Source organism: Glycomyces lechevalierae (assembly GCF_027622945.1).
In the GTDB taxonomy this organism is placed as follows: domain Bacteria; phylum Actinomycetota; class Actinomycetes; order Mycobacteriales; family Micromonosporaceae; genus Glycomyces; species Glycomyces rutgersensis.
On record NZ_JAPZVQ010000004.1, the window covers coordinates 18,266 to 40,684 of the forward strand.

The window sequence follows — 22,419 nt, forward strand, 5'->3', positions numbered from 1 at the left end:
CCTCTGTCAGTTCGCGGAGATGCCCGCGGGGGAGGGGCGGGGGGCGGGGATGTCGACGGTGCCGGCGTTCTCGCCGTCCGTCGAGACGCCGTCGGAGACGGAGAGGACCGTGGTGCCGCCGACGCTCTCGCCGTGCGCCGCAGTGGCGTTGAGGTCGGTCGCCCAGGTCTCGCCGAACTGCTCGTACCCGGCGGTCACCTCGGGCTCGCCGGCGGCGCCGACGCAGCGGCCGACCGATCCCATGAGATCGGAGCGGAGCGTCCGGTAGCTCTCGGCGAGCGTCATCGTCTCGGCGCCCGAAGCGCTCGCGGGATTGGGGTTGGTGCCGAACTCATCCATCGGTCCTCCAGGGGGTGCGGACTCGGATTGGCGTCAGCGTACCGAAACCCGGTGAGGATTGGAATAACATCGAGTGAACTGTCTTCATTGCGGCGCAACGGAAGTGGCGAAATGATCTTGCTGTTGCGCGGCGGCACCGGCGAGTCCTGAGTGGTTCCTTCCGCCCTTTACTTTCGCTTCACCACCGTGTCAACATGAACCGATACGCTCCCCTGCGCACGGGCCGTCCAACACTCCTTAGGAGGCACCCCATGGCCGGAATCGGAACGGAATTCGGGCTCACCACCGCCAACGCCCTCACCACCAGCGCCAACAACCACGGCATCTCGGTCGAGAGCCTCACCGGCGACCTGCAGTCCCTCATCGCCGAGATGGAGGCCGACGTCGACGCCCAGCAGGGCGAGTCGCTCGCCGCTTTCCAGCGGGCCAAGGCCGCGTTCATCGAGTCCTACAACGACATGGCCGGCAAGTACGGCCTCAGCGCCCTCGCGCAGGGCGCCACCAGCGACGACGGCTTCACCACCGACGACCAGAACGTCGGCGGCTACACCGGCGCCGAAGGCAACCTGCCCGGCATCAAGCCGATCACGATCCAGATCTAGAAGGGACACTCCAACATGCCCGGTTCAGGATTCGAGCTCTACGGCAACGTCGGCAACCTGCAGGACCTCGCCGGCGTCCAGCACACCTACCGCGGTCGCTTCGAGGCCATCCTCGGCGAGATCAAGAGCCACGTCGCCACTGTCCAAGGGCAGTGGGTCGGCGCCGGCACCGACGGCTTCGGCACCTTCAACACCACCTCCGAAGGCGAGTTCACCGAGATCCAGGCCGCCTTCAACAAGCTCGCCACCGCCACCGAGGACTCCGCCACCAACTGGTCGAGCGCCATGACCCGCATCAACTCCCGGTGGGGCGGGTGACCTCGACCCACCCCGACACCCCGGCGAGGCCCGCCGAACCCGGCACCGACCTCGCCCCGATGGCCATGCGGCGCACCGGACAGAGCGAACGCTACGTCCTCCAGGCCGCCGCCCTGCGCCGCCGCCAGCTCCGCGCCGCCGTCCTCTACGGCTCCGCGCGGAGCTGGCGCCAGCGCCAGCCCCTGTGGCCCGCCGCCCTCATCGGCGCCATCGCCGTCGCCCTCGTCGTGGCCGCCTTCGCCGTCGCCAACGCCTTCGAGAAGCAGCAACAGCGCGAAGCCGAAGAAGAAGCCGAACGCGCCGCCTTGAGCGCGCCGCCCGCCGCCGTCCAGATCCACCGCCCCTAGACTCCACCGCCTCTAGAAATGGGCCCGCCTTGCCCGGTCGATACAGCACCGTCACCGTCGTCGGCCCCCGCGCCACCCGCGACCTCGCGCTCCCCGACGACCTGCCCGTCGCCGAACTCCTTCCGCAGCTCCTGCGGCACACCGGACCCGAGGAACCCGACGAGGACGGCACCGGCTGGGCACTGTCCACCATCGACGGCTCCACCTTCGCGCCCGCCGACACCCTCGCGGCCCATCCCGTCGCCGACGGCGGCGTGCTCCTCCTCCGCGACGCCACCGCCACCGCCCTCCCCGACACCGTCGAAGACGTCCGCGACGCCGTCGAGGACGCGATCGACGCCTCCGGCGCGCGCTGGGACCCCGGCACTGGCCGCCTCCTCGCCATCGGCACCGCCGGCCTCCTCGTCGCCGCCGCCGCGTTCAGCCCCGGCGCGGACGCCGCGATCCTCCTCACCGGCGGCCTCGTCGGCCTCCTCGCCGTCCTCATGGCCTGGTGGTCGGCCCGCCAGCACGACCTCATGACCCACCTCGCCCTCACCGGCGGCGCCCTCTGGGCCGGCCGCGTCGGCTACACCGCGGTCGACGTCCTCGCCCCCGACGGCGGCGCCCACCCCGCCACGCGCCTCATCGGCGCCGGCCTCGCCGCCCTCGTCCTCATCGTCGCCGCCCGTGCCGGCGCTCGCCTCGCCACCGCCTACGCCGTCGGCATCGCCTGCGCACTCGCCTTGGCCGCCTTCGCATGGGCGCTCTGGGCCCACATGGGACTCACCGCCGTCCGCTCCCAGACCCTCATCATCCTCATCGGACTGTTCGCGCTCGCCCTCGTGCCCCGCCTCGCCATGGCCTCCGCCGGGCTCTTCGCCCTCGACCGCGACGTCCGCTCCGGCGAACCCACCACCGACGTGCACCTCGCCCGCCGCCTCGAAGCCACCGACGCCCGCCTCACCGGCGCCGTCGCCGGCCTCGCCGCGATCACCGCCGCGACCGCCGCGCTCCTCTCCGCGAACGCCGACACCTGGGCCGCGCTCATGGGCACCGGCGCCGCGCTCGCCCTCCTCACCCGCTCCCGCATCTTCGAACTCGTCCGGCACGTCGCCCCGCTGCGCCTCACCGGCATGGCCGCACTCGCCTGGGCTGCATGGCGATGGATCGACCACTCCGCACCGCTCCAGGCCTGGCTTCCGGCGCTGGCGGTGCTGGCCGGGCTCGCGTACGTGTCCGTCGCGTCGGTGTCGCGCTCGGCCGTGTCGGCCGCGTGGTGGCGGCGGGTCGTGGCCGTCGCGGAGACGATCCTGGTGGCGGCGATGATCGTCCTGGCCGGGCACCTGGCGGGCCTGTACGCGATGGTCGCGGGGATCTGACATGGGCACCGACGTCGTCCGCCGCCCCGCGCGCCGCCCCGCCCCCGAGGTCTCCCACGAGCCCATCACGCTCGCTTCGCCTCCGGCCCTGGGCGATCCGCCTTCGGCGGCGATGGGCGCGCCGATGCTCATGATGCCGCTCATGTCCGGTTCGGGCGCGATGATCATGGTCCTGTCGAACCTGCAGCGGCCCCTGTACGCCACGGCGGGCCTGCTGATGCTCGTCGCGAGCGTCGTCATGGGCATCGTGCTGTTCGCCGCGATGCGTTCGGGTCCAAGGCGGAAGCTCCGGCAGGAGCGCGAGCGCTACCTCGACTACCTGGAGGACGCCCGGCACGCGATCCGCGAGGCCGTGAAGGCGCAGCGCGACCACGCGGCCCGCCGCCACCCGCACCCCGGCCTCCTCCTGGGCCTCGCCTGCGACCCGGGCCGCCGGTGGGAGCGGCGCGGCACGGACGCCGACCTTCTCACGGTCCGTTGCGGACTCGCGGCGGTCCCGCTCAGCCGCTCGCTCTCCCTGCGGATCGACGAGCAGAACCCGCTCACCGTCTACGACCCGGTGTGCCAGTCGGGCGCCGAAGAGCTGGTGGACCAGTACGCGCGCCTCGCCGACCAGCCGCTCGCGCTCGACCTCGGCGAGGTCGGCGACACCGCCATCGTCGGCGGGTACGCGCACGCCCGCGCGACCGCCCAGGCGATGCTGGCCCAGCTCGCGGTCCTCGTCGCCCCGGAGGACCTGCGCGTCGCGATCGTCGCCCACCCCACGGTCGCTCCCGAGTGGACGAAACTCTCGTGGCTGCCGCACCTCCTCGCCGACCCCGCGGACAGCGAAGCGCCCGTTCCTCTCATCTGTGCGACCACGGCCGAACTCGGCGAACTCCTCAGCGACGACCTCGCCGTCCGCGCCGCCGAACTGCGCCGCCGCCGCGGCGGCCCGCCCGGTCCCGGCTCGCGCCGCCTGCTCGTCATCGTCGACGGCGAACACCAGGTCTCCCTGCCCGGCCTCTTGGCGGACTATGAGGCCCCGCAACTCCTCGGCGTCCACATCTGGACCCTCGTGGCCGAGCAGCGCCAGGAACCCGAGCACACTGCCGCGCGCATCAAAGTGGACGCCGACACCGTCTCGGTCACCCGCGTGGAGCGCAGCGACGGCGGCGTCGCCGAGACCACCGCGACCGGACGGCCCGATCGGCTCGACCCGGCCGACCTGGCCGCGATCGCGCGGGCCTTGAGCCCGTGGCGGCTCGCGCTCGACGACGTCTCGCGCGCGCTCTCTGGCGTGCACGGACTCGCGGACATCCTCGGTGTCGCCGATCCGGCCGAAGTGGACTGGAAGCGCACCTGGGCCCCGCGCGAGGAGTCGGCGCTGCTGCGCGTCCCGTTCGCCGTCGACGCGGACGGCCGCCCGGTCGAACTGGACCTCAAGGAGTCCGCGCTCGGCGGCATGGGCCCGCACGGCCTCATCGTGGGCGCCACCGGCTCCGGCAAGTCCGAGGCCCTGCGCACCCTCGTCGCCGCGCTCGCGGTGCGTCACCCGCCCGAACGGCTCGCACTGCTCACTGTGGACTTCAAGGGCGGCGCCACGTTCGCCGACTGCGACGACCTGCCGCACAACGCGGGCGCGATCACGAACCTCGCAGACGACCTCGGGCTCGTCGACCGGTTCGCCGAAGCCCTGTACGGCGAGATGAGCCGCCGCCAGCAGCTCCTCAAGGACGCCGGGAACCTCCCGAACGTGCACGCCTACGCCAAACTGCGGCAACAGCATCCGGACCTCGAGCCGCTGCCGCACCTGCTCGTCATCATCGACGAGTTCTCCGAACTGCTCACCGCCAAGCCCGACTTCTCGGACCTGTTCGTCGCGGTCGGCCGCATCGGCCGCTCCATCGGCGTGCACCTGCTGCTCGCCACGCAGCGGCTCGAGTCGGCGCACCTGCGCGGCCTCGAATCGCACCTGTCGTACCGAATCGGCCTGCGCACCTTCTCCGAAGCCGAGAGCCGCGAGGCGATCGGCGTGCCCGACGCCTACCGCCTCCCGCCCGAGCCCGGCTCCGGATACCTCAAAGTGGACACCACGATCTTCACGAGGTTCAAGGCCGCCATGGTCTCCGGCCGGTACACGCCGCCGCGCGAGGAATCCGAGCACACCCTTCCCGTGCTCCCGTGGCCCGTCCCGCCGGTGGTGAACATGCTCGACACTCTGGCGGGCAGGGCGGCCGCGCGCGGCACGGGGGAGCTGCCGGACGCCGAGCACAGCGTCCTGCGCGTCCTCGTCGCCTCCCTCGCGGCCGCGACGGCGACCGAGGGCATCGACCGCGTCCGCCCCGTGTGGCTCCCGCCGCTCCCGGAGGCGCTGCCGCTCAACCGCATCGACATGGATCCGGCACCCCTCGACGGCACGGTCAAAGCGGTGCTCGGACTCCTCGACCACCCGCGCGAGCAGCGTCAGGGCCCGCTCGAATGGGACCTCTCGGGGGCCGACGCCAACCTCGTCGTACTCGGCGCGCCCGGCACCGGCAAGTCCACGCTCCTGCGCACCCTCATCGCGAGCCTCGCCCTCCGCTACCCGCCGAACGCCCTGGCCGCCTTCGCGATCGACTACGGCGGCGGCGCGCTCGGCGGCCTCACCCGGCTCCCGCACGTCGCCGTCGCTGCCGGCCGGGCCGAACCCGAACTCGTGGCCCGCACCCTCGCCGAGGTCCGCTCGCTCCTCGACGCCCGCGAGACCCTGATGCGCCGCAAAGGCATCGACTCGGCGGCCGGTCTGCGACGCGCCGCGACCGAAGGCGGTGTCGACGTGCCGGGCGACATCGTGCTCGCCATCGACGGCTGGGGTGGCCTCACCGAAGCCAACGAAGACGCCAACGACCTGCTCATGGAGATCGCCTCGCGCGGACCCGCGCTCGGCGTCCACACGGTGCTCACCGCCGTGAACTCCACGCAGGTGCGCGCCCGCCTCGCCGCGTCGTTCTCCGGCCGCATCGAACTGCGCCTCGCGGACGCCTTCGACTCCGGCATCGACCGCAAGCTCATCGAAGAGCTCCCGAAGGAAGTCCCGGGCCGCGTCCTCACCGCCGACAAGCGCTTCGGCCACATCGCCCTGCCCCGCATCGACGACCTCGACTCCACACAGGACCTCGCGGACGGCTTCGCGGACCTCGCCCGCGAGACCCGCCGCCGCTGGCCCGGCCCCGGCGTCGCCGCCGTCAAAGCCCTCCCGGTCGACGTCGCCCTGCGGGAACTCCTTCCGCCCGGGACCGCCCCGACCGGCGACCCCTATGCGCTCGCGCCGGTCGTCGGCATCGCGGAGAGCGACCTCGGCCCGGCCGTCATCGACTTCACCGCCGACCCGCACCTGGTCGTCTTCGGCGACACGCAGACCGGCAAGACCACGCTCCTGCGCGGCATCATGCGCCAGATCGTGCGCCGCCCTGCCACCGAGGCCGGCATCTTCCTCGTCGACTACCGCCGGTCGCACCTCGAGGAGGTCCCCGAGGACAGCCTCATCACCTACTGCAACACCGCCGCGCACGCGGCCCAGAACGCCGCCGAGCTCGCCGAGGCCCTGAAGAAGCGCCTCCCCGGACCGGAGGTCACGCCCCGGCAGCTCCGCGAGCGCGACTGGTGGACCGGCCCCGAGGTCTTCGTGGTCGTCGACGACTACGACCTCGTCGTCACCAACAGCGGAAACCCCTTGGCGCCCTTGACGGAGCTGGCCGCCCACGGCGCCGACCTCGGCCTCCACCTCATCATCGCCCGCCGCACGGGCGGCGCGAGCCGCGCCGTCTACGAACCGCTCCTGCGCCAGATCTGCGACATGTCCAGCCCCGGCCTGCTCTTCTCCGGCGACCGCCTCGAAGGCCGCCTGATCAACGGCACCGCCAGCCGCCAACTCCCGCCCGGCCGCGCCCTGCTCGCCCGAAGAGGCCAGAACCCCGACCTCATCCAGATCGCCCGCCCGGAGTGAGCATCGTCGGGCGGACCGGCGGCCGGATCGGTGTGGGCGGATGTGCTGGTGCGCAAGTCAGGCGAGCGCGCGGCCGTGCGGTTCGGGCATGTGTTCGGCCGCGGTGACGACGAACCTCGAACCCGATGCGGAGCTGCTTGACCGGTGCGAATGGGGCCGCTCGACCATCTTCGTACGATCCGGCCCCTGCCCGGCGCTGCGCCAGGGCCGCGCCGTCTTCCCCTTCCGCGCTAGAGTCGGCGCGGACCCGACTTAAGGAGAAGACCGGCATGAGTCGCACAGTGGTGGTCAGCGGAGGCGGAACCGGCATCGGACTCGCGGTCGCCGCGCGCTTCGCCAAGGACGACAACGTGATTCTGGTCGGCCGCCGCGAAGACGTCCTGGCCTCAGCGGCAGCCGAACTCGGCGCCAACGCCTCCTATGTGGCCGCCGACCTCGCCACCGTCGAAGGCGCCGAACGCCTCGCGTCCTTCACTGCCGACCGGCACGGCTCGGTCGACGTTATCGCCGCCTGCGCCGGCGGCAACACCCTCCGCTCCGGCGACGGCCTCGCCGCCGTGTCCCAGGCCTGGACCGAGAACCTGCGCCTCAACGTCATGACCGCCGTCCACCTCGTCGAAGCGCTCAAACCCCAGCTCAACGACGACGGCCGCGTCCTCCTCTACAGCTCCGTCGCGGCCTACCGCGGCTCCGGCAACGGCTCCTATGCCGCCTCGAAGGCCGCACTTCACCCCTACGCGATCGACCTCGCGACCGAGTTGGGCCCCAAGCGGATCACCGCCAACGTGATCGCCCCCGGCTACATCGAGGACACCGAGTTCTTCGGCGACCGCATGACCGAGACCCGCCGCTCGACCCTCATCGGCCAGACCTTGAACGGCCGTGCGGGCACGCCCGCGGACATCGCCGAACTGTCGCACTGGCTCGCCGCCCCCGCAGCCGGACACGTGACGGCGCAGATCATCCAGTCCAACGGCGGCGCGCTGGCCGGGCGCTAGCCGATGGCCTTCGCATGGTTCGTCGTCCGGCTGCTGGCCGTCACGGCCGGGTTCGCGGCCCTGCACTACTACCTGTGGTGGCGGCTGTGCCGCGACACGACCCGCCAGGGTTCGCGGTGGCGCGTCGCCGGTGCGGTCGTGCTCGGGGTCCTGGCGCTGTTCGGCCTCCTTGCGCGGTTCCTGACGCCCTCGGCCGCTCCCCTCGATGTCCAAGCGGCCGTCGGCTATCCGGGCCTGATCTGGTTCGGGGTATTCCTGTACCTGTTCGGCCTGCTCCTGGTGGGGGAGGTGCTGCGGTTCCTCATCATCCGACGCGCCCGCCGCGGCATGTCGGAATCCGAAGCGGCGGCCGACCGCGCGGACGGCTTCTGGCACCACCTGCGCTCGATCCTCGTCCGGCTCCGGCTGTGGCCGCGAGCATCGGCCGACGACGCTGAGGCGGACTCCGGGCAGGCGGCGACCGATGCTCGTAATACATCACGTACCACTGCCGCGAACAGGCAGTCCACTGCCGGCAGCGGCAGTAATGCATCACATGGCACCGGTCCGACGCGGCGGCGCGTGATGTCGCGGGCGATCGGGGTGAGCGCGTCGGCGCTGGCGGTCGCGACGGTCGGGCACGGCCTGTACGAGGGGTACCGGACGCCGCAACTGAAGCCGGTCACGGTGAACCTGGCCCGGCTCGACCGGCGGTTCGACGGCTATCGGATCGCGGTCGTGGGTGACACGCACTTCTCCGCGATCCGCGGGCGCGGCTACTGCGAGCGTGTGGTCGAGCAGATCAATCGGGCCGACGCCGATCTCATCGCGTTCGTCGGCGACCTCGCCAGCAACGAGGCCGACCAGGTCCGCGACGCCACCGATCCTCTCGCGGACCTCGAGTCCCGCGACGGCACGTTCTTCGTGGCCGGGAACGCCGAACACTATGTGGGCGCGGACGAGTGGTACGACCGGGTGGCCGAACTCGGCATGACCGGCCTGCCGAACACGCGCGTGGAACTGCCCGGCTTCGACCTCGCCGGGGTCAACGACCTGGTCGTCGAGGAGCGCCGCTTCAAGGACGAGACCGGCCCCGATTTCGAAGCGGCCCTTGGCGACCGCGATCCCGAGCGGCCGGTGATCCTGCTGGCCCACCAGCCGAACGCGGTCGACCGCACCGCCGGCTACGGCGTCGACCTGCAGCTCTCGGGCCACACCCACGGCGGGCAGATGTGGCCCGTCCACTACGCGTCGCTCATCCGCAGCGGCCAGCTCACGGGGCTCGAACTCCATGGCGACACGCAGGTGTACGTCACGAACGGCGCCGGCACGAACGGCCCGCCGATCCGCGTGGGCGCCGACGCGGACATCACGGTTATGACCCTCCGCGCGGGCGCCTGAGGAGCGATTCCGGCGTGAGTGTCGGTGGTCGCCGCTAGGGTCGGGCGATGGACATCATTCTCATCCCCGGTTTCTGGCTCGACGCTTCCTCTTGGAGCGAGATCACTCCCGCGCTCGAGAAGGCCGGGCACCGCACGCACCCGCTCACCTTGCCCGGCATGGAATCCGCTGACGCCGACCGCAGCGGCATCGGCCTGCGCGACCACGTCGACGCGGTCGTCGCGAAGGTCGACGAGTTCGACGGCCCGGTCGTGCTCGTCGGCCACTCCGGCGGCGGAGCGGTCGCGCACGCGGTCGCCGACGCCCGGCCGGACCGCATCGCCCGCGTCGTCTACGTCGACTCGGCGCCGCTCGGTCCGGGCGGCGTCATCAACGACGAGCTGCCGGTCGTCGACGGCGAGATCCCGCTGCCGGATTGGAACGTGTTCGAGGACGAGGACCTGGTGGACCTCGACGACGACCTGCGGACCGCGTTCCGCGCCAAGGCGATCCCGACCCCGAAGGCCGTGGCCTTCGACCAGCAGGTCCTCGGCGACGAGCGCCGCTTCGACGTGCCGATCACCCTCATCTGCTGCGAGTTCGGCAGCGCCATGGTCCGTGCGTGGATCGAGCAGAAGGTGCCGTTCGTGAAGGAGCTCGCCGCGATCAAGGACATCTCGTACATCGACCTGCCGACCGGGCACTGGCCGCAGCTCACGAAGCCGGCCGAGCTCGCCGACGCGATCGTCTCGGCCGTCGGCCCCGCTGAGGTCTGAGGGACGGTGATGTCGTTTCGTGGCCAGACACGAAGCGACATCGCTGCTTTCATTGAGCGCATGACGAATTCGACCGCCGCCCGCTTCCGCGCCCTCCACACCTCCCCGGCCCTGCGCCTCCCGAACTGCTGGGACGCCGCCAGCGCGGCGGTCATCGCCGCAGCCGGCGCGCCCGCGATCGCCACGACGAGCGCGGGGATCGCGTGGAGCCTCGGCCGCCCCGACGGGGACGCGCTCGACCGCGACGCGGCCGTGGACGCCATCGCCCGGATCGTGCGCGTGGTGGACGTGCCGGTGACCGCCGACATCGAGTCCGGTTTCGGCGCTACGGCGAAGGACGTGGCCGAGACGCTTGCAGCGGTCGCCGAGGCGGGCGCGGTCGGCGTCAACATCGAGGACACGACGGCGGAGGCGTCCGGGTCGCTGCGCGCGCTCGCCGACCAGGCCGAGCGCCTGGCCGCCGCCCGCGAGGGCGCCGGGCCGGACCTGTTCATCAACGCGCGCATCGACATGTACCTGGCCGGCATCGGTGAGGAGTCCGAGCGGTTCGACGCCACGGTCGCCCGCGCCGAGGCGTACGCGCAGGCCGGCGCGGACGGCATCTTCGTGCCGGGCGTGACCGATCCGGCCGTGATCGCGGCGCTCGTGCAGGCGATCCGGCTGCCGCTCAACGTGATGGCCGGCCCGGGCGCGCTCGCCCCGTCAGAGCTCGACCGCCTGGGCGTGGCGCGCATCAGCCTGGGTCCGGGACTCGCCACGGCCGCATACGAACTGGCCCGCAAGGCGACGATCGGCTTCCTCGAAGCGGACTCGTACGACGCGATCGCGGACGGCATCGGCTACGGCACGATGAACGACCTCCTCGCCTGAGCACGACGCAGGAGCGCGGCGGCGAAGGCACTCCGGCCGCCGCGCCGGTTCCTCGCATGGACACGGGCGCCTCGTTTACCGAGGCGCCCGTTTCGCATGCGGCCGCGAATACCGCGACCGCTGCGCGCTTCGGCCGTCTTCCGAGCGCCGCTCCAGCACGCCGATGCGGACGCGGGCGGACGCTGAGACAGCTGAGGGCTGCTTACGTCGGCGCTTCGCCCGCGCTGCGTGTCCGCCACACGCGCAGCCGATCCGGCCGCCGTTGTACGCGCGAACGCAGATGCGTCGGCCACTGCGCGACCGTCACGTGCGTTGACGCGAGTCCTCCGAGGCGCTGGTCGAGGCCGGCGGGCGCGTGCTTGGCATGCGGCCGCGAGCGACTTGACCGCTGCGCGTTCCTCACTTGCGCGGGAACCTCGGCCGCTGGGCGTTCTTACGCGCCCTGTTCCCTCGGCCTCAGCGCCGCCTGCGCGAACGACAGGACGTGGTCGCGCATGATCTCGGGGTTCTCGCTCTCCTCAGACCCGAGGATGAGGCGCGCGAGCTGGGGGACGACGCTCGGCCAGGCCGCGAGGCCGATGAGGATGAAGAGAGTCGGGGCGGCCTGGAGGTGGCCTTCGGCCGCGCCGAGCGACTGTTCGAGGGCCTTGACCTTCTCGCGGTAGCGCACCTGCCGCTCGGCCTCGCCGGGGAGCGGTTCGGTGCGGTAGTGCAGCGCCTCCCACAGCAGCAGCCGCAGCAGCTGCGGGTGGAGGCGGTGGAACTCGTGGACGCGGTCGACGTACTCGACGAGGTCTTCGCCGGGGGTGAGCGGGACGGCCTCGGCGAGCTCGTCCAGGGCGTCGTTGACGACGGCGTCGAACAGGCCTTCCTTGCTGCCGAAATAGCCGTAGACCCGCTCGCGGTTGACCCCGGACCGGGCCGCGATGTCGGAGATGCGGGTATGGGCCAGGCCGTGTTCGGCGAAGACCTCCCGCGCGGCTCGGAGGAGCTTTTCGCGGGTCGTCAGCGGCGACAGGTCCGCGCTGGTATCGCGTGTGCGAAGTTGTGAATCCGACATGAACGTAATAATACTCCAACTCCGATGTTGACCAACAAACGAGTTGGTGGTTCAATGAAGGCATGAGCCAGCAAGCCCAGACCCGACCCGTCTCGCCGCCCAGCGAGGACCGCAGCCCTGCCCAGTGGGCCCGCACCGCCCGCACGATCGTGCCGCTGGCCGCCGCCGGCGTCTTCGTCGTCGGCCAGCTCTACGTGGTCATCCCACTGCTCGGCGAGTTCACCACCGGCTGGCGCGCGGGCACGTCCCAAGCCGCCTGGATGGTCACCGCCTTCGGCTTCGCGTACGCGACCGGCTTCCTCTTCTCTGGACCGGCCGCCGACCGCTTCGGCCGCCGCCGCGTGCTCCTCGTCGGCATGGTCGCCTCCGCCCTCGCCACCGCCGCGGTCGGCCTCGCCGGGGGCCTCGCCGCCGGCCTGACCCTGCGCGCGATCCAGGGCTTCGCCTCGGCGTTCTTCGCACCGGCCGCGCTCGCCTACGTCGCCGAGCGCATCGAGCCGTCCCGCCGCCCGATCGCCATCACGACGATGACCAGCGGGTTCATCGCCTCCGCGATCATCGCCCAAGCCATCGCGACGCTGCTCCTGCCGACGTTCGGCTGGCAGTCCCCGTTCTTCGGCGGCGCCGTCTGCGTCCTCGCGCTCGCCGCGATCCTCTTCTTCGTCCTCGAGCCCGACCCGGTCCGCAGCGCCACGGACCGCCCGAACCCGCTGCGCGCCATGGGAACGATGCTCCGCCGCCGCGACACGATCCTGCTGTACCTGGCGACGGCCACCGTCCTCTCCTCGTTCGTCGCCGTCTACACCGGACTCGAGACCGTCGGGCCCGAAGGCCTGGCCGGCAACCCCACCGCGATGCTCGCCCTCCGCGCCTCGGCGCTCCCGGCGTTCCTCGCCGCGCCCTGGATCGCGGGACGCCTGCGCAAGTACGCCCCGACCACCCGCGTCGTCGGCGCGCTCGCGGTCGCCTCCGCCAGCGCGTTCCTCGCCGCGGCGGTCTCCGGGCTCGGCGTCTGGGCGATCGCGCTGTGCCTGCTCGAGTTCGTGGGCGGCGTCGCGCTGGCCGCGCCGGGGCTCATCGAAGCCGTCGGCTCGGTCGCCGGCCCGGCCCGGGCCGCCGCCACCGCGCTGTACACGTTCGTCCTGTTCATCGGGGCGAGTCTCGGTCCCCAGCTCGCGGCCGCCGCGGACGCCGCCGGATTCGTCGGCGTGTGCCTGGCCGCAGGAACGCTGCTCGCCGTGGGGGCAATGATCGCCCTCGCGGCCCGCCGCACCAGGAACACCATGGCCTTACCGGGCCGCAACACCCAGGAACCCACATGATGCGAGCCAACACCATCGACTCCGCAACCGCACTCAACCTCGAAGCCCAGGCCCTCTTCGGGACCGGCCTGGCCACACCGTCCGATTGGGACATCGTGGACGTCCGGGCGGGCGACCACGACGGCCTCCCGGTGACGGTGATCCGCCGCCAGCCGGGCGGCTACCGCCTCGGCGGGCCGCACACCACCGTGGTCGCCGACCGGGACGGGCGCCTCCTCGGCTACACGAGCCTCCGTCCGGGCGGGCCGACGCGCCTGCCGGACCGGGCCGAGAGCCGCAAGGCGGCGTTCGACCTGATCCGCCGGGCCGCCGGCGCCTACGCCGACGACCTGGTCGTGCAGTGGATCAAACCGCACGACGAGACCGTGACCGACGACGGCGGCCAGGTCCGCACCGTCACCGGCATGAAGGTCAAGACCCGCCACGCCGACGGCCGCTACACCTGGGCGGTCGTCGGACCCGGCGGGGTCTGCCTCACCTACGAACGCGGAATCCACTGGGACGCCGCCCGCTCGCGGCGCGGCACCCCCATGTGGCTCCACGACGGCTGGATCGCCGCCCACGACGGCGTCGGTCCCCAACTCGATCCGCCTTACGCGATCGCCTCCTAGAAAGGTTCACTCCTGTGTCCACCCCCACGGCAAACCACACTGAAGCGCCCCTGCGCGTCGTCCCCGAACCCGAGCGCTCCGGCCCCACCGGGATCCTCCTGTTCCAGACGCTGATCCTCACCTGGGCCGCGGCCTGGCTGACCCTCGTGGTCACCAACAACATCAACGACTTCGGCACGAACCGCTCGCTCATCGCGGCCATGCTCTCGATGGACGAGCTCTCCGCGGACGCGGTGCTGGGCAACGGCATCGAGTGGCGGGCCATGCCCGAGGGCCTGGCCGTGCCGGCGCTGATCGGCGTGATCGCCTACCAGCTCCTGTCCATCACGCTGCTGTGGCGCGGCGCGGTCTTCGCGATCAAGACCCTGCTGCGGCGCGAACCCGTCCTCCCGGCCCGGGCACTCCGCGCGGCCAACCTCGGCCTCACCGCGTTCGCCGGCCTCTTCGTCGTGTTCCTCTGCGGCGGCATGTGGTTCGGCTACTGGATGAAGATGGGCCCGGTCCAGATGGTCCACCTCACCGGGTTGATCATCGCGCTCCTCGCGGCCATCGTGGTCAACCTCCCCGTGGCCCGCGACCGGTCGTAGCGCGGGAGCGCTCCGCCCGGAGGCGCCGCGGCCCCCTGCTCCGGCAGGAGGCCGCGGCGCACGGACATCGGTCGCCGGCAGTCGAAACGCGCGGTTTCCGTCTTATTCGGATTTGGCGCGCCGAATGTTCAAGGCGTACCGGATGCCCTGTTCCTCCGATTGAACGCCTCGGTCAGGAGTTCATGGGCGGGCGTATTCGCGGGGACCGCCTTCGGGTTGACATCACCGTAGAGTGTGGCCATTACCACCATTTGCAGCGTCGTCTCGGCACCGAATCGACGCATGATCGAATCGACCCTCCGCCGTAGATGCCGGTCGGTGATTCCGAGCCATTCAGCGGCCGTCTGCTGGTCGGGAGCGGCGATGAGGTGCGCGATGACCTCTCTGTCGCGAGGAGACGAACTCGGCGTGCTCGGGTGTTCTGCCGGGGGTGTCAAGGTGATGACCTTCCTTGTCGCATAGAGCATCTGACTGTGCGGTGGGGACGGAAGTTCCTCAAGATGATACGGGGAGGCGCACATGCCCCGTGGTTCCCGAGTGATGCGCGCACGCTGAGTGTCCGATTCCGGACCTCCGGTGTTGACATTCGAAAAAGGCCGGGCAACGATGGTCTGCGGCAGCGTCGCCACCACTGTCGACCGGGCGCACTCACCCCGATCCGTACCCCCGCGAACATCGGGAATCAACGCTCCGAGTGCCGAACTCCCTCGCATCGAGGTCCCGGAAGCCGCTGCGGTACCACCGGTCCAGCGGCCAAGACACCTCCGCTCGACCCGGCTTCTCCACCAGTGCCGCGGCGGTCGGCGTCGCAAACACCCAATGACCGAGTCCCCCGAGACCAGAGACAGGAGTCGGGCAGACATGCTGGACAGACCACCAGGGCAGGGTTGGGCCGAAGCAGTGTTCAACGTGGCCATCGGCATCGGCGGGCATCAGCTCCGCACCGAACTCGAACGCATCCTCACCAGACTCGACCTCGTGCGCACGGTGACCTCCCACGAGAGCCCCGAAATGGCCATCCACACCGCGGCCGGCCGCGCCGACCCCCTCGGACCCGCGCTCGTCTTCCTCGTCCTCGACGAGCTCCGCCCGTCGGCGCTCGCGATGCTCGGCGAGACGGACCTGCGCTCCGTCCTCCTCGTCACCCGCACCGCCGAGGTCGACCTCTCCCAGATCGTGCGCGTCCCCAGCGCCGGCATCCTCGACGCCGAGGACCTCACCACCTACGCCGTCCGCGACTGCCTCGAACGCGTCGCCATCGGCGAGGTCCCGATCCCCGCGCGGCTCGCGCAGCGCCTGCTCACCTCCCGGCCCGCCGACACCCGGCGCCCGCCGCGGCTCACCGCCCGCGAACGGGAGGTCGTGCCGCTCCTCGTGGAAGGCATGAGCAACAAGCAGATCGCCCGCCGCCTCGCCATCTCCCCGCACGGCGCCAAACGCCTCGTCGGCAGCATCCTCGCCAAACTCGACTCTCCGAACAGGACGTTCGCCGTCACCCGCATCCTCCGCGAGGGCCTGCACACCTCCCGCGCCCCCGCACCCGACCCGCGCCCCGACGAGGAACCGCACCTAGCGGCGCGCCGCCACGACCTCCTCGAATGCCAGCACACCACCTGAGACTGGAGCCGGAATGAGCCACGGAACCCGACGAGCCGCCTTCTTCGACGTCGACGAGACCGTGATCGCGGTCAAGAGCATGTTCGACTTCCTGCGCCACTGGCTCGAACGCGGCGGCGACGACCGGACCTACGAAGAGGCCGCCGGCGAACTGCACGCGCTGGCCGCCTCGGGCGCGCCGCGCTCGGCGGTCAACCGCGCCTACTACCGGGGGTTCGCCGGGACCTCCTACGAGCAGCTGCTGGAGGAGGGCCGCAAATGGTACGCGTCCTACCGCCTGCGGCCCGACGCCTTCATCACGGCCACATCGGACGCCATCGCGTCGCACAGGCGGGACGGCGACCTCGTCGTCTTCGTCTCCGGGTCCTTCGCGGCCTGCCTCGACCCGCTCGCCGAGGAGCTGGGCGCGGACCTGGCGCTCGGCTCGATCCCGATCGTCGGCGACGACGGGCGGCTCACCGGCGACATCGTGCGACCGATGATCGGCGAGGTCAAGGCCCTCGCGGTGCGCGAGACCATCGCCGCACGCGGCCTGGACGCGGCCGACTGCCGCTGCTACGGCGACCACATGAGCGACCTCGACATGCTCCAGCAGGTCGGCCACCCGTGCGTGGTCGGCACCGACCCGGTGCTCACCGAGCACGCCGACCGCCTCGGCTGGCGGCGGCTCCCGGCGACGCCGGGCCCGCTGCCCGCGCCGCTCGACCCGCGGTGACCCGTCCGGCGCCGGGACCTCCGCCGGTCCCGGCGCCCGGCATTCCCACGCGCGCAACCGGACGGGGGCCCCGGTGATCGAGCGCGTCCTCCCGCCCGAGGTCGCGACGGCCTGGACCACCGGCGATCCCGACGTGCCGCTCTTCCCCGAAGAGGCGGCGCTCGTCGCCGGAGCCGTGCCCTCCCGCAGACGCGAGTTCGCCACCGGGCGCCACTGCGCCCGCCTGGCCCTCGCGCGCCTCGGCGTGCCCGCCACCGCGATCACCACCGGCGACCGCGGACAACCCGTGTGGCCCAACGGGATCGTCGGCAGCATCACGCACTGCGCCGGCTACCGAGCCGCCGCGGCCGCACGCCGCGACCGCCTCCGGGCCGTCGGGATCGACGCCGAACCGCACCGCCCGCTGCCGGCGGAGGTCACGGACATGGTGCTCCTCCCCGAGGAGCAGGCCGACCTCGCGCGCCTGGCCGCCGCCGACCCCGCCGTCCACTGGCCCGCGATCGCGTTCAGCGCCAAGGAATCCCTCTACAAGGCCTGGTTCACCCTCACCGAGCGCTGGCTCGGCTTCCACGACGCGCGCCTGCGCTTCGACCGCAGCTTCGACCGCGGCGGCTCGTTCACCGCCGAGATCGGGATCGCGGCTCACACGATCGAGGGAACGCGGGTTCCGCCATTCGCCGGGAACTGGCATACTGACGGATCTGTCATCGTCACGGCAGTGACCGCCGAATAGCGCGCACGCTTTCGCGGAGAAAGCGGGTATACCCATTCGGGCTCGCCGATCGCACCGCCCCGAAAGTGGATATTGCGCCTGGCCGGAGCCGTGCATAGGCTTCTCCCCAATGGAACGCGAACCATCCTCGCCCGGCCGTTCGGGCCGGTGAGCAGGCGCGTTCCACCTGTACCCGTCATGCGGCACCGCCACTGCGGTCGGATCCCGTCTGCATTCCTTTCTTACAGGGAGGCGTCATGAGCATTGCCATCGTGAAACAATTCGCGGAACACGGTGACAGCGAGGCGATCGTATTCCACGGCCACGGCACCACTTATCGGCAACTGGTCGCAATGGTCGGCGACTGGCTGCGGTTCCTCGACGAGCACGACGTTCCTCCGGGAGCGGTCGTCGCTCTGGAAGGGACGTACTCGCCGCTGCTGTGCGCGGGCCTGCTGGCGCTCATCGAGCGCCGCGTGGTCGTCGTGCCGCTGAGCACGCTGCCGCCGGCCAAGCGCGCCGAGTTCCTCGAGGTGGCCGAGGTCGAGATCGTCGTCTCGGTCGAGGAGAACGGCGTCCGGGGCCTGCAGCGCACCGGTACCCGCGCCCGGCACGCCTACTACGGGCAGCTGCGCGAGGCCCGCCACCCCGGCCTGGTCCTCTTCAGCTCGGGCACGACCGGCCGCAGCAAGGCCTCCGTGCTCGACTTCCAGAAGGTCCTCGGCCGCTACCAGGCGAAGGGCCGCGACCAGCGGATCCTGTCGTTCCTCAGCATCGACCACATCGGAGGGATCAACACCCTCCTGCACACGCTCGTCCAGGGCGGCACCGTGATCACGATCGCGAACCGCAGCCCCGAGGCCGTGTTCGCCGCGGTCGAGCGCCACCAGGTCGAGGTCCTGCCGACGACCCCCACGTTCCTCAACATGGTGCTCATCTCCGGCGTGCTCGACCGGTTCGACTGCACCTCTTTGGGTCTGGTCACCTACGGCACCGAGCCGATGCCGATCCAGACGCTGAAGCGCCTGGCCGCCGCGCTGCCGCGCGTCCGCTTCAAGCAGACGTACGGCCTCTCGGAGCTCGGCATCCTCCCGACGAAGTCCCGCGGCGACGACACGCTGTGGGTCAAGCTCGGCGACGCCGGCTTCGAGCACAAGATCATCGACGACGTGCTGTGGATCCGCTCGGACATGGCGATGCTCGGCTACCTCAACGCGGACGCGCCGTTCGACGACGAGGGGTTCTTCAACACGCAGGACGTGGTCGAGACCGACGGCGAGTGGATCAGGATCCTCGGCCGCCGCTCGGAGATCATCAACGTGGGCGGGGAGAAGGTCTACCCCAGCGAGGTCGAGAACACGATCCTCGAGGTGCCGGGCGTCGCCGAGGTGACCGTGAGCGGGCACCCGAGCCACGTGATGGGCATGGTCGTCAAGGCCACGGTCCTGCTGAGCCCCGAGTCCACCGAGGACCCGGCGGCCGTGCAGCGCCTGGTGCGCGCCCACTGCCGGTCCAAACTGGAGCCGTTCAAGATCCCCGCGGTCGTGGAGGTCTCCCAGAATCGTCAGCACTCGGACCGCTTCAAGAAGATCCGGGGCGCGGCGTGAACGCCCCGGTCGCCGTCATCAGCGGCGGCAGCCGCGGCCTCGGCATGGTCCTCGTCGAGCGGCTGCTCGACCAGGGCTGGCAGGTGGCGACGTTCAGCCGCAACGCCAGCGAGTTCACGGAGGCGATGGCCGAGAAGCACCCCGAGGACTTCCACTGGGCCTCAGTGGATCTCGCCGACACGGCCGGTCTGCGGGCGTTCGCGACGGCGGCCCGGCGCCGCTTCGGCAGGATCGACCTGCTGGTGAACAACGCCGGCGTCCTGACCGACCAGGAGCTGTTCCTCACGGTGCCCGGCCGGCGCATCGAGGACCTGATCGCCCAGAACCTCATCGCCCCGATCACGCTCACCCAGGCCTGCGCGAAGGTCATGAGCGCCCAGCGCAGCGGCCAGATCGTCAACATCTCGTCGATCAACGCCGTCCGCGGCTTCCGCGGGGTCGCGGTGTACGCCGCCGCGAAGGCCGGGCTCGACGGCTTCAGCCGCAGCCTGGCCCGCGAACTGGGGCCGCTGAACATCCGCGTCAACTCCGTGGTCCCCGGCTTCTTCGACAGCGGCATGACCGCCGCGGTCACCGCCGAGAACCGCGAGCGCATCCAGAAGCGCACCCCGCTGGGCCGGCTCGCCGACATCGAGGAGATCGCGAACAGCGTCTTGTTCGTGATCTCGCCCAGCGCCTCGTTCATCACCGGACAGACCATCATCGTCGACGGAGGAATCACATGCTAGACAAGATCGAAGCCCTGAACACCGTCCGCAACCACATCATCGACCTCCTCGCGGAAGCGGAGATCGAGCACGGTGCCATCGACGGCTCGGAGGCGCTGAACGCGGTGGGGCTCAACTCGCTCCTGCTCGCGCGCCTCATCATCCAGCTCGAGATCGAGTTCGGCGCCGACCCGTTCGCCGAGGGCGACCTGGTCATCTCGGACGTCCGCACGATCGCGGGGCTCGCGGACGCGTACGTGGCCGCGATGCACCAGGAGGTGGCGGTATGAGCGAGGCCCATGAGCGGTCGGTCATGGTCGTCGGCGACCGGTTCGAGGAGTTCCTGACGCATCCGGGCACCATCTCGGTGTCCGCGCTCCTGGAGTACCTGCGGTCCGGCGGCGGCGAGGGCCCGCCGAAGATCACCGTCGGCCAAGGCCTCACGGGGGAGCAGCTCGCCGAGCTCGACAAGTTCGCCGTCACCGGCCGGTGCGTGCTGGCCACCCAGGAGCGGGTCCCGCTCCCGGTGGAGCGCGACGTGACCCACAAGGTCTACGAGAAGAACGTGCTCATCGGCGAGATCGAGGACCTCGGCGAGGGCCGCTACCGGACACCGCTGGTCCTCGACGAACGCGTCGAGGTCCTGGAGGACCACTTGACGGGCCTGCACATCCCGGCGGTCACCCTGCTCGAGGCCGCGCGGCAGACGTGGACGGCCGTCACCGAGCGGCACCTGATCAGCCCCGAGCCGCGCTCGCGGTTCGTGATCAGCCACGTGAACTCGACGTTCCTCAACTTCGTGTTCCCCATTCCGGCGCACCTGGAGTACCGGCTGCGCCGCCGCGAGGAGGGCCCGGTCGGGGAGGTCATCGCCTTCACCGTCGAAGTGCAGCAGACCGGCCGGATCGCGGCCCGCTTCGAGGCCGAGATCCGGGTGATCCCGGTGCGGTTCGCGGAGAAGCAGGAGGCGATGGCCGCGCGCCAGACGCTCCGGGACGAGACCACGCCGCGGCCGCGTGCCGCCCTCGACGCGATGGGGGCTTTAATCTGATGCTCTTCGTCCTCCACTGCCTGGACGGCGTCGACGGGACCGGGCGCCGACCCGCGCTGATGGCCGAGCACTCGGCCCGTCTGCGCACCGCTTCGCCGAAGCCGCTGGTCTACGGGCCGCTGCTCTCGGATGACGGCGAAAGCGGCATCGGCAGCCTCTTCATCATCGACGTCCCCGACCGCGCCGCCGCCGAAGCATGGGCGGACGCCGATCCGTTCCGGACCGGCGGCGTGTGGCAGGAGGTGCGCGTCCACCGGTTCCGGCAGTCGGCGAACGCGCCCGTGCAGCTCCCGGTCGAGAACGCCTGAGCCGCACGGACACCGGCGCTTCGCGTGCCGCCGCAGAGGGGCCGCGGCACGCGAAGCGCCTTGTTCAGCGCTCGGTCGGGGCGTCCCGGATCAGGCATGTCAAGCGGCCGGTGCACACGCGCCGGCCTTCGTCGTCGCTCACGACGATCTCGTACGTCGCCGTCGACCGTCCACGGTGGATCGGGGTGGCGACGCCGGTGACGGACCCCGAGCGGACCGCCCGGTGGTGCGTCACGTTCAAGTCCACGCCCACCGCGATCTTCTCCGGCCCGCCGTGGAGCATCGCGCCGATCGAGCCGAGGGTCTCGGCCAGGACCGCCGAAGCGCCGCCGTGCAGCAGCCCGTACGGCTGCCGGTTCCCTTCCACGGCCATGCGCGCCACGACCCGCTCGGGGGCGGCCTCGAGCACGTCGACGCCCATGCGGGCGCCCAGCTCGCCGGCGGAGAACAGCTCGTCCAGGTCCATGCCCGCACCGGCGAACCGGTCGCGGACCTCGGCGGGAAACTCGGTCATCTCAAGCGCTCCGTTCCTGTCCTGCACAGCGTCGTGCCCGCCCAGTCTAGGGCGGCGCGCGCCGCTCAGCGGAAGACGCCGATGACCATCGCGATGAGCGCTTCGACGTCGTCCTCGGCCATCGGCTCGCCCGAGATCCCCATGCGGTGCAGCAGCGTGCCCATGACGACGTCGATGACGAACCGCACCCGCTGCTCGGACTCGCCGAGCGCGTCCTGCAGCACCCGCAGGTAGGGCGCCTGCAGCTCGTTCGTCAGGATCTCCCGCAGCGCCGGGTCGCTCACTGCGTCGGTGAACACGCCCGCGAAGGCCGCGCCGACGCCCGGATCGCCGATCCGCGCCGCGCCCCAGCGGATCGCGGTGGTCAGCACCGCCTCCCGGTCCTCGCCCAGGAGCGGCGCGGGACCGAACGCGTCCACCAAGCACGCGGTGATCAACGCACCCTTCGACGGCCAGCGCCGGTACAGCGTCGTCTTCGCGACGCCCGCCGCGACCGCGATCCGGTCCATCGTCGCGCCCGCGTACCCGAACTCGTGCACCGAGCGCAGGGTCGCGGCGAACACCTCGGCGGTGACGTCCGCGCGCGGCCGCCCCGCCCCGGGGGAAGTGGATTCCTGCACGGAGACAGGCTATCCTGCTAATTATGCTACTGCAAGTAGCGTAATTTAGGA

25 protein-coding genes are annotated in these 22,419 nt (G+C 71.4%); 20 read left to right on the forward strand and 5 right to left on the reverse strand.

Annotated features, from left to right (window positions below):
* Positions 1-6: 6 nt before the first annotated feature.
* A complete protein-coding gene (locus O2L01_RS08910) occupies positions 7-339 on the reverse strand; it encodes a hypothetical protein (RefSeq protein WP_270121567.1) in 333 nt (110 codons plus the stop codon).
* 251 nt (positions 340-590) lie between these two features.
* Between O2L01_RS08910 and O2L01_RS08915 the strand changes: the two genes are divergently transcribed.
* The 9 genes from O2L01_RS08915 (at position 591) to O2L01_RS08955 (ending at position 10,937) form a co-directional block, all read left to right on the forward strand.
* Positions 591-941: a hypothetical protein gene (locus O2L01_RS08915; RefSeq protein ID WP_270121568.1), complete on the forward strand. Its 351-nt coding sequence runs from the start codon at positions 591-593 to the stop codon at positions 939-941.
* A 15-nt stretch (positions 942-956) separates the two neighbouring features.
* The gene (locus O2L01_RS08920; RefSeq protein WP_270121569.1) at positions 957-1,259 is read left to right on the forward strand and encodes a WXG100 family type VII secretion target; all 303 of its coding nucleotides are present in this window, start codon (positions 957-959) and stop codon (positions 1,257-1,259) included.
* A complete protein-coding gene (locus tag O2L01_RS08925; RefSeq protein WP_270121570.1) occupies positions 1,256-1,606 on the forward strand; it encodes a hypothetical protein in 351 nt (116 codons plus the stop codon). Before O2L01_RS08920 ends, O2L01_RS08925 begins: the two co-directional genes overlap by 4 nt.
* 29 nt (positions 1,607-1,635) lie before the next feature.
* Positions 1,636-2,967, forward strand: coding sequence for a type VII secretion integral membrane protein EccD (gene eccD / locus O2L01_RS08930; protein WP_270121571.1), 1,332 nt, complete (start codon positions 1,636-1,638; stop codon positions 2,965-2,967).
* A gap of 1 nt (position 2,968) precedes the next feature.
* Positions 2,969-6,934, forward strand: coding sequence for a type VII secretion protein EccCa (gene eccCa / locus O2L01_RS08935; RefSeq protein ID WP_270121572.1), 3,966 nt, complete (start codon positions 2,969-2,971; stop codon positions 6,932-6,934).
* A 269-nt stretch (positions 6,935-7,203) separates the two neighbouring features.
* Positions 7,204-7,932 (forward strand): SDR family NAD(P)-dependent oxidoreductase, encoded by a 729-nt coding sequence (locus O2L01_RS08940; protein ID WP_270121573.1) that lies wholly within the window; start codon positions 7,204-7,206, stop codon positions 7,930-7,932.
* A 3-nt stretch (positions 7,933-7,935) separates the two neighbouring features.
* Positions 7,936-9,312: a metallophosphoesterase gene (locus O2L01_RS08945; RefSeq protein ID WP_270121574.1), complete on the forward strand. Its 1,377-nt coding sequence runs from the start codon at positions 7,936-7,938 to the stop codon at positions 9,310-9,312.
* A 47-nt stretch (positions 9,313-9,359) separates the two neighbouring features.
* Positions 9,360-10,067, forward strand: coding sequence for an alpha/beta fold hydrolase (locus O2L01_RS08950; protein ID WP_270121575.1), 708 nt, complete (start codon positions 9,360-9,362; stop codon positions 10,065-10,067).
* 60 nt (positions 10,068-10,127) lie between these two features.
* The gene (locus O2L01_RS08955; RefSeq protein ID WP_270121576.1) at positions 10,128-10,937 is read left to right on the forward strand and encodes an isocitrate lyase/PEP mutase family protein; all 810 of its coding nucleotides are present in this window, start codon (positions 10,128-10,130) and stop codon (positions 10,935-10,937) included.
* Positions 10,938-11,370: 433 nt separating this feature from the next.
* Here the strand turns inward: O2L01_RS08955 and O2L01_RS08960 are convergent, their stop codons facing one another.
* Entirely contained in the window at positions 11,371-11,997 is a 627-nt protein-coding gene (locus O2L01_RS08960; RefSeq protein ID WP_270121577.1) for a TetR/AcrR family transcriptional regulator, read from the reverse strand.
* A gap of 62 nt (positions 11,998-12,059) precedes the next feature.
* Between O2L01_RS08960 and O2L01_RS08965 the strand changes: the two genes are divergently transcribed.
* The 3 genes from O2L01_RS08965 to O2L01_RS08975 are packed head-to-tail and all read left to right on the forward strand — an operon-like array spanning position 12,060 to position 14,517.
* Positions 12,060-13,319: an MFS transporter gene (locus O2L01_RS08965; RefSeq protein ID WP_270121578.1), complete on the forward strand. Its 1,260-nt coding sequence runs from the start codon at positions 12,060-12,062 to the stop codon at positions 13,317-13,319.
* Positions 13,316-13,930, forward strand: a complete 615-nt coding sequence (locus tag O2L01_RS08970; protein WP_270121579.1) for a hypothetical protein — start codon at positions 13,316-13,318, stop codon at positions 13,928-13,930. The genes O2L01_RS08965 and O2L01_RS08970 overlap by 4 nt, the downstream gene beginning before the upstream one ends.
* Positions 13,931-13,944: 14 nt before the next feature.
* On the forward strand, positions 13,945-14,517 hold the full coding sequence (locus tag O2L01_RS08975) for a DUF2165 family protein (protein WP_270121580.1): 573 nt from the start codon (positions 13,945-13,947) through the stop codon (positions 14,515-14,517).
* A 128-nt stretch (positions 14,518-14,645) separates the two neighbouring features.
* On the opposite strand, the gene O2L01_RS08980 is transcribed toward O2L01_RS08975, so the two are convergent.
* Complete coding sequence (locus O2L01_RS08980; protein ID WP_270121581.1) at positions 14,646-14,984, reverse strand: hypothetical protein; 339 nt, start codon at positions 14,982-14,984, stop codon at positions 14,646-14,648.
* A 394-nt stretch (positions 14,985-15,378) separates the two neighbouring features.
* Here O2L01_RS08980 and O2L01_RS08985 point away from each other — a divergent pair, with 394 nt between their 5' ends.
* The 8 genes from O2L01_RS08985 to O2L01_RS09020 all read left to right on the forward strand — a co-directional run bounded on the left by O2L01_RS08985 (position 15,379) and on the right by O2L01_RS09020 (position 21,234).
* A complete protein-coding gene (locus O2L01_RS08985; protein WP_270121582.1) occupies positions 15,379-16,134 on the forward strand; it encodes a LuxR C-terminal-related transcriptional regulator in 756 nt (251 codons plus the stop codon).
* Between the two features lie 13 nt (positions 16,135-16,147).
* Positions 16,148-16,849, forward strand: a complete 702-nt coding sequence (locus tag O2L01_RS08990) for an HAD family hydrolase (protein ID WP_270121583.1) — start codon at positions 16,148-16,150, stop codon at positions 16,847-16,849.
* Between the two features lie 73 nt (positions 16,850-16,922).
* Positions 16,923-17,582 carry a 4'-phosphopantetheinyl transferase family protein gene (locus tag O2L01_RS08995; protein WP_270121584.1) on the forward strand — a complete coding sequence of 220 codons (660 nt, stop codon included), beginning with the start codon at positions 16,923-16,925 and terminating at the stop codon, positions 17,580-17,582.
* Between the two features lie 236 nt (positions 17,583-17,818).
* Positions 17,819-19,168 (forward strand): class I adenylate-forming enzyme family protein, encoded by a 1,350-nt coding sequence (locus tag O2L01_RS09000; protein ID WP_270121585.1) that lies wholly within the window; start codon positions 17,819-17,821, stop codon positions 19,166-19,168.
* The gene (locus tag O2L01_RS09005) at positions 19,165-19,896 is read left to right on the forward strand and encodes an SDR family NAD(P)-dependent oxidoreductase (RefSeq protein ID WP_270121586.1); all 732 of its coding nucleotides are present in this window, start codon (positions 19,165-19,167) and stop codon (positions 19,894-19,896) included. The genes O2L01_RS09000 and O2L01_RS09005 overlap by 4 nt, the downstream gene beginning before the upstream one ends.
* Entirely contained in the window at positions 19,890-20,165 is a 276-nt protein-coding gene (locus O2L01_RS09010; RefSeq protein ID WP_270121587.1) for a phosphopantetheine-binding protein, read from the forward strand. Before O2L01_RS09005 ends, O2L01_RS09010 begins: the two co-directional genes overlap by 7 nt.
* Entirely contained in the window at positions 20,162-20,926 is a 765-nt protein-coding gene (locus O2L01_RS09015; protein ID WP_270121588.1) for an AfsA-related hotdog domain-containing protein, read from the forward strand. The genes O2L01_RS09010 and O2L01_RS09015 overlap by 4 nt, the downstream gene beginning before the upstream one ends.
* Positions 20,926-21,234, forward strand: a complete 309-nt coding sequence (locus tag O2L01_RS09020; RefSeq protein ID WP_270121589.1) for a YciI family protein — start codon at positions 20,926-20,928, stop codon at positions 21,232-21,234. The genes O2L01_RS09015 and O2L01_RS09020 overlap by 1 nt, the downstream gene beginning before the upstream one ends.
* Before the next feature lie 64 nt (positions 21,235-21,298).
* Here O2L01_RS09020 and O2L01_RS09025 read toward each other — a convergent pair whose 3' ends face one another.
* Together O2L01_RS09025 and O2L01_RS09030 are read right to left on the reverse strand one after the other, a co-directional pair.
* A complete protein-coding gene (locus tag O2L01_RS09025; protein ID WP_270121590.1) occupies positions 21,299-21,748 on the reverse strand; it encodes a PaaI family thioesterase in 450 nt (149 codons plus the stop codon).
* A gap of 65 nt (positions 21,749-21,813) precedes the next feature.
* Positions 21,814-22,368 (reverse strand): TetR/AcrR family transcriptional regulator, encoded by a 555-nt coding sequence (locus O2L01_RS09030; protein WP_270121591.1) that lies wholly within the window; start codon positions 22,366-22,368, stop codon positions 21,814-21,816.
* Positions 22,369-22,419: the final 51 nt, after the last annotated feature.

Bases quoted from the DNA above. Each gene is read 5' to 3' on its own strand.
- O2L01_RS08915 (WP_270121568.1), top strand. From the start codon at position 591: ATGGCCGGAATCGGAACGGAATTCGGGCTCACCACCGCCAACGCCCTC.
- O2L01_RS08965 (WP_270121578.1), top strand. From the start codon at position 12,060: ATGAGCCAGCAAGCCCAGACCCGACCCGTCTCGCCGCCCAGCGAGGAC.
- O2L01_RS08960 (WP_270121577.1), bottom strand. From the start codon at position 11,997: ATGTCGGATTCACAACTTCGCACACGCGATACCAGCGCGGACCTGTCG.
- eccCa (WP_270121572.1), top strand. From the start codon at position 2,969: ATGGGCACCGACGTCGTCCGCCGCCCCGCGCGCCGCCCCGCCCCCGAG.
- O2L01_RS09010 (WP_270121587.1), top strand. From the start codon at position 19,890: ATGCTAGACAAGATCGAAGCCCTGAACACCGTCCGCAACCACATCATC.
- O2L01_RS08990 (WP_270121583.1), top strand. From the start codon at position 16,148: ATGAGCCACGGAACCCGACGAGCCGCCTTCTTCGACGTCGACGAGACC.
- O2L01_RS09025 (WP_270121590.1), bottom strand. From the start codon at position 21,748: ATGACCGAGTTTCCCGCCGAGGTCCGCGACCGGTTCGCCGGTGCGGGC.
- O2L01_RS08970 (WP_270121579.1), top strand. From the start codon at position 13,316: ATGATGCGAGCCAACACCATCGACTCCGCAACCGCACTCAACCTCGAA.
- O2L01_RS09015 (WP_270121588.1), top strand. From the start codon at position 20,162: ATGAGCGAGGCCCATGAGCGGTCGGTCATGGTCGTCGGCGACCGGTTC.
- O2L01_RS08945 (WP_270121574.1), top strand. From the start codon at position 7,936: ATGGCCTTCGCATGGTTCGTCGTCCGGCTGCTGGCCGTCACGGCCGGG.
- O2L01_RS08955 (WP_270121576.1), top strand. From the start codon at position 10,128: ATGACGAATTCGACCGCCGCCCGCTTCCGCGCCCTCCACACCTCCCCG.
- O2L01_RS09000 (WP_270121585.1), top strand. From the start codon at position 17,819: ATGAGCATTGCCATCGTGAAACAATTCGCGGAACACGGTGACAGCGAG.
- O2L01_RS08950 (WP_270121575.1), top strand. From the start codon at position 9,360: ATGGACATCATTCTCATCCCCGGTTTCTGGCTCGACGCTTCCTCTTGG.
- O2L01_RS08985 (WP_270121582.1), top strand. From the start codon at position 15,379: ATGCTGGACAGACCACCAGGGCAGGGTTGGGCCGAAGCAGTGTTCAAC.
- O2L01_RS08940 (WP_270121573.1), top strand. From the start codon at position 7,204: ATGAGTCGCACAGTGGTGGTCAGCGGAGGCGGAACCGGCATCGGACTC.
- O2L01_RS08980 (WP_270121581.1), bottom strand. From the start codon at position 14,984: ATGCTCTATGCGACAAGGAAGGTCATCACCTTGACACCCCCGGCAGAA.
- O2L01_RS08920 (WP_270121569.1), top strand. From the start codon at position 957: ATGCCCGGTTCAGGATTCGAGCTCTACGGCAACGTCGGCAACCTGCAG.
- O2L01_RS08910 (WP_270121567.1), bottom strand. From the start codon at position 339: ATGGATGAGTTCGGCACCAACCCCAATCCCGCGAGCGCTTCGGGCGCC.
- O2L01_RS09020 (WP_270121589.1), top strand. From the start codon at position 20,926: ATGCTCTTCGTCCTCCACTGCCTGGACGGCGTCGACGGGACCGGGCGC.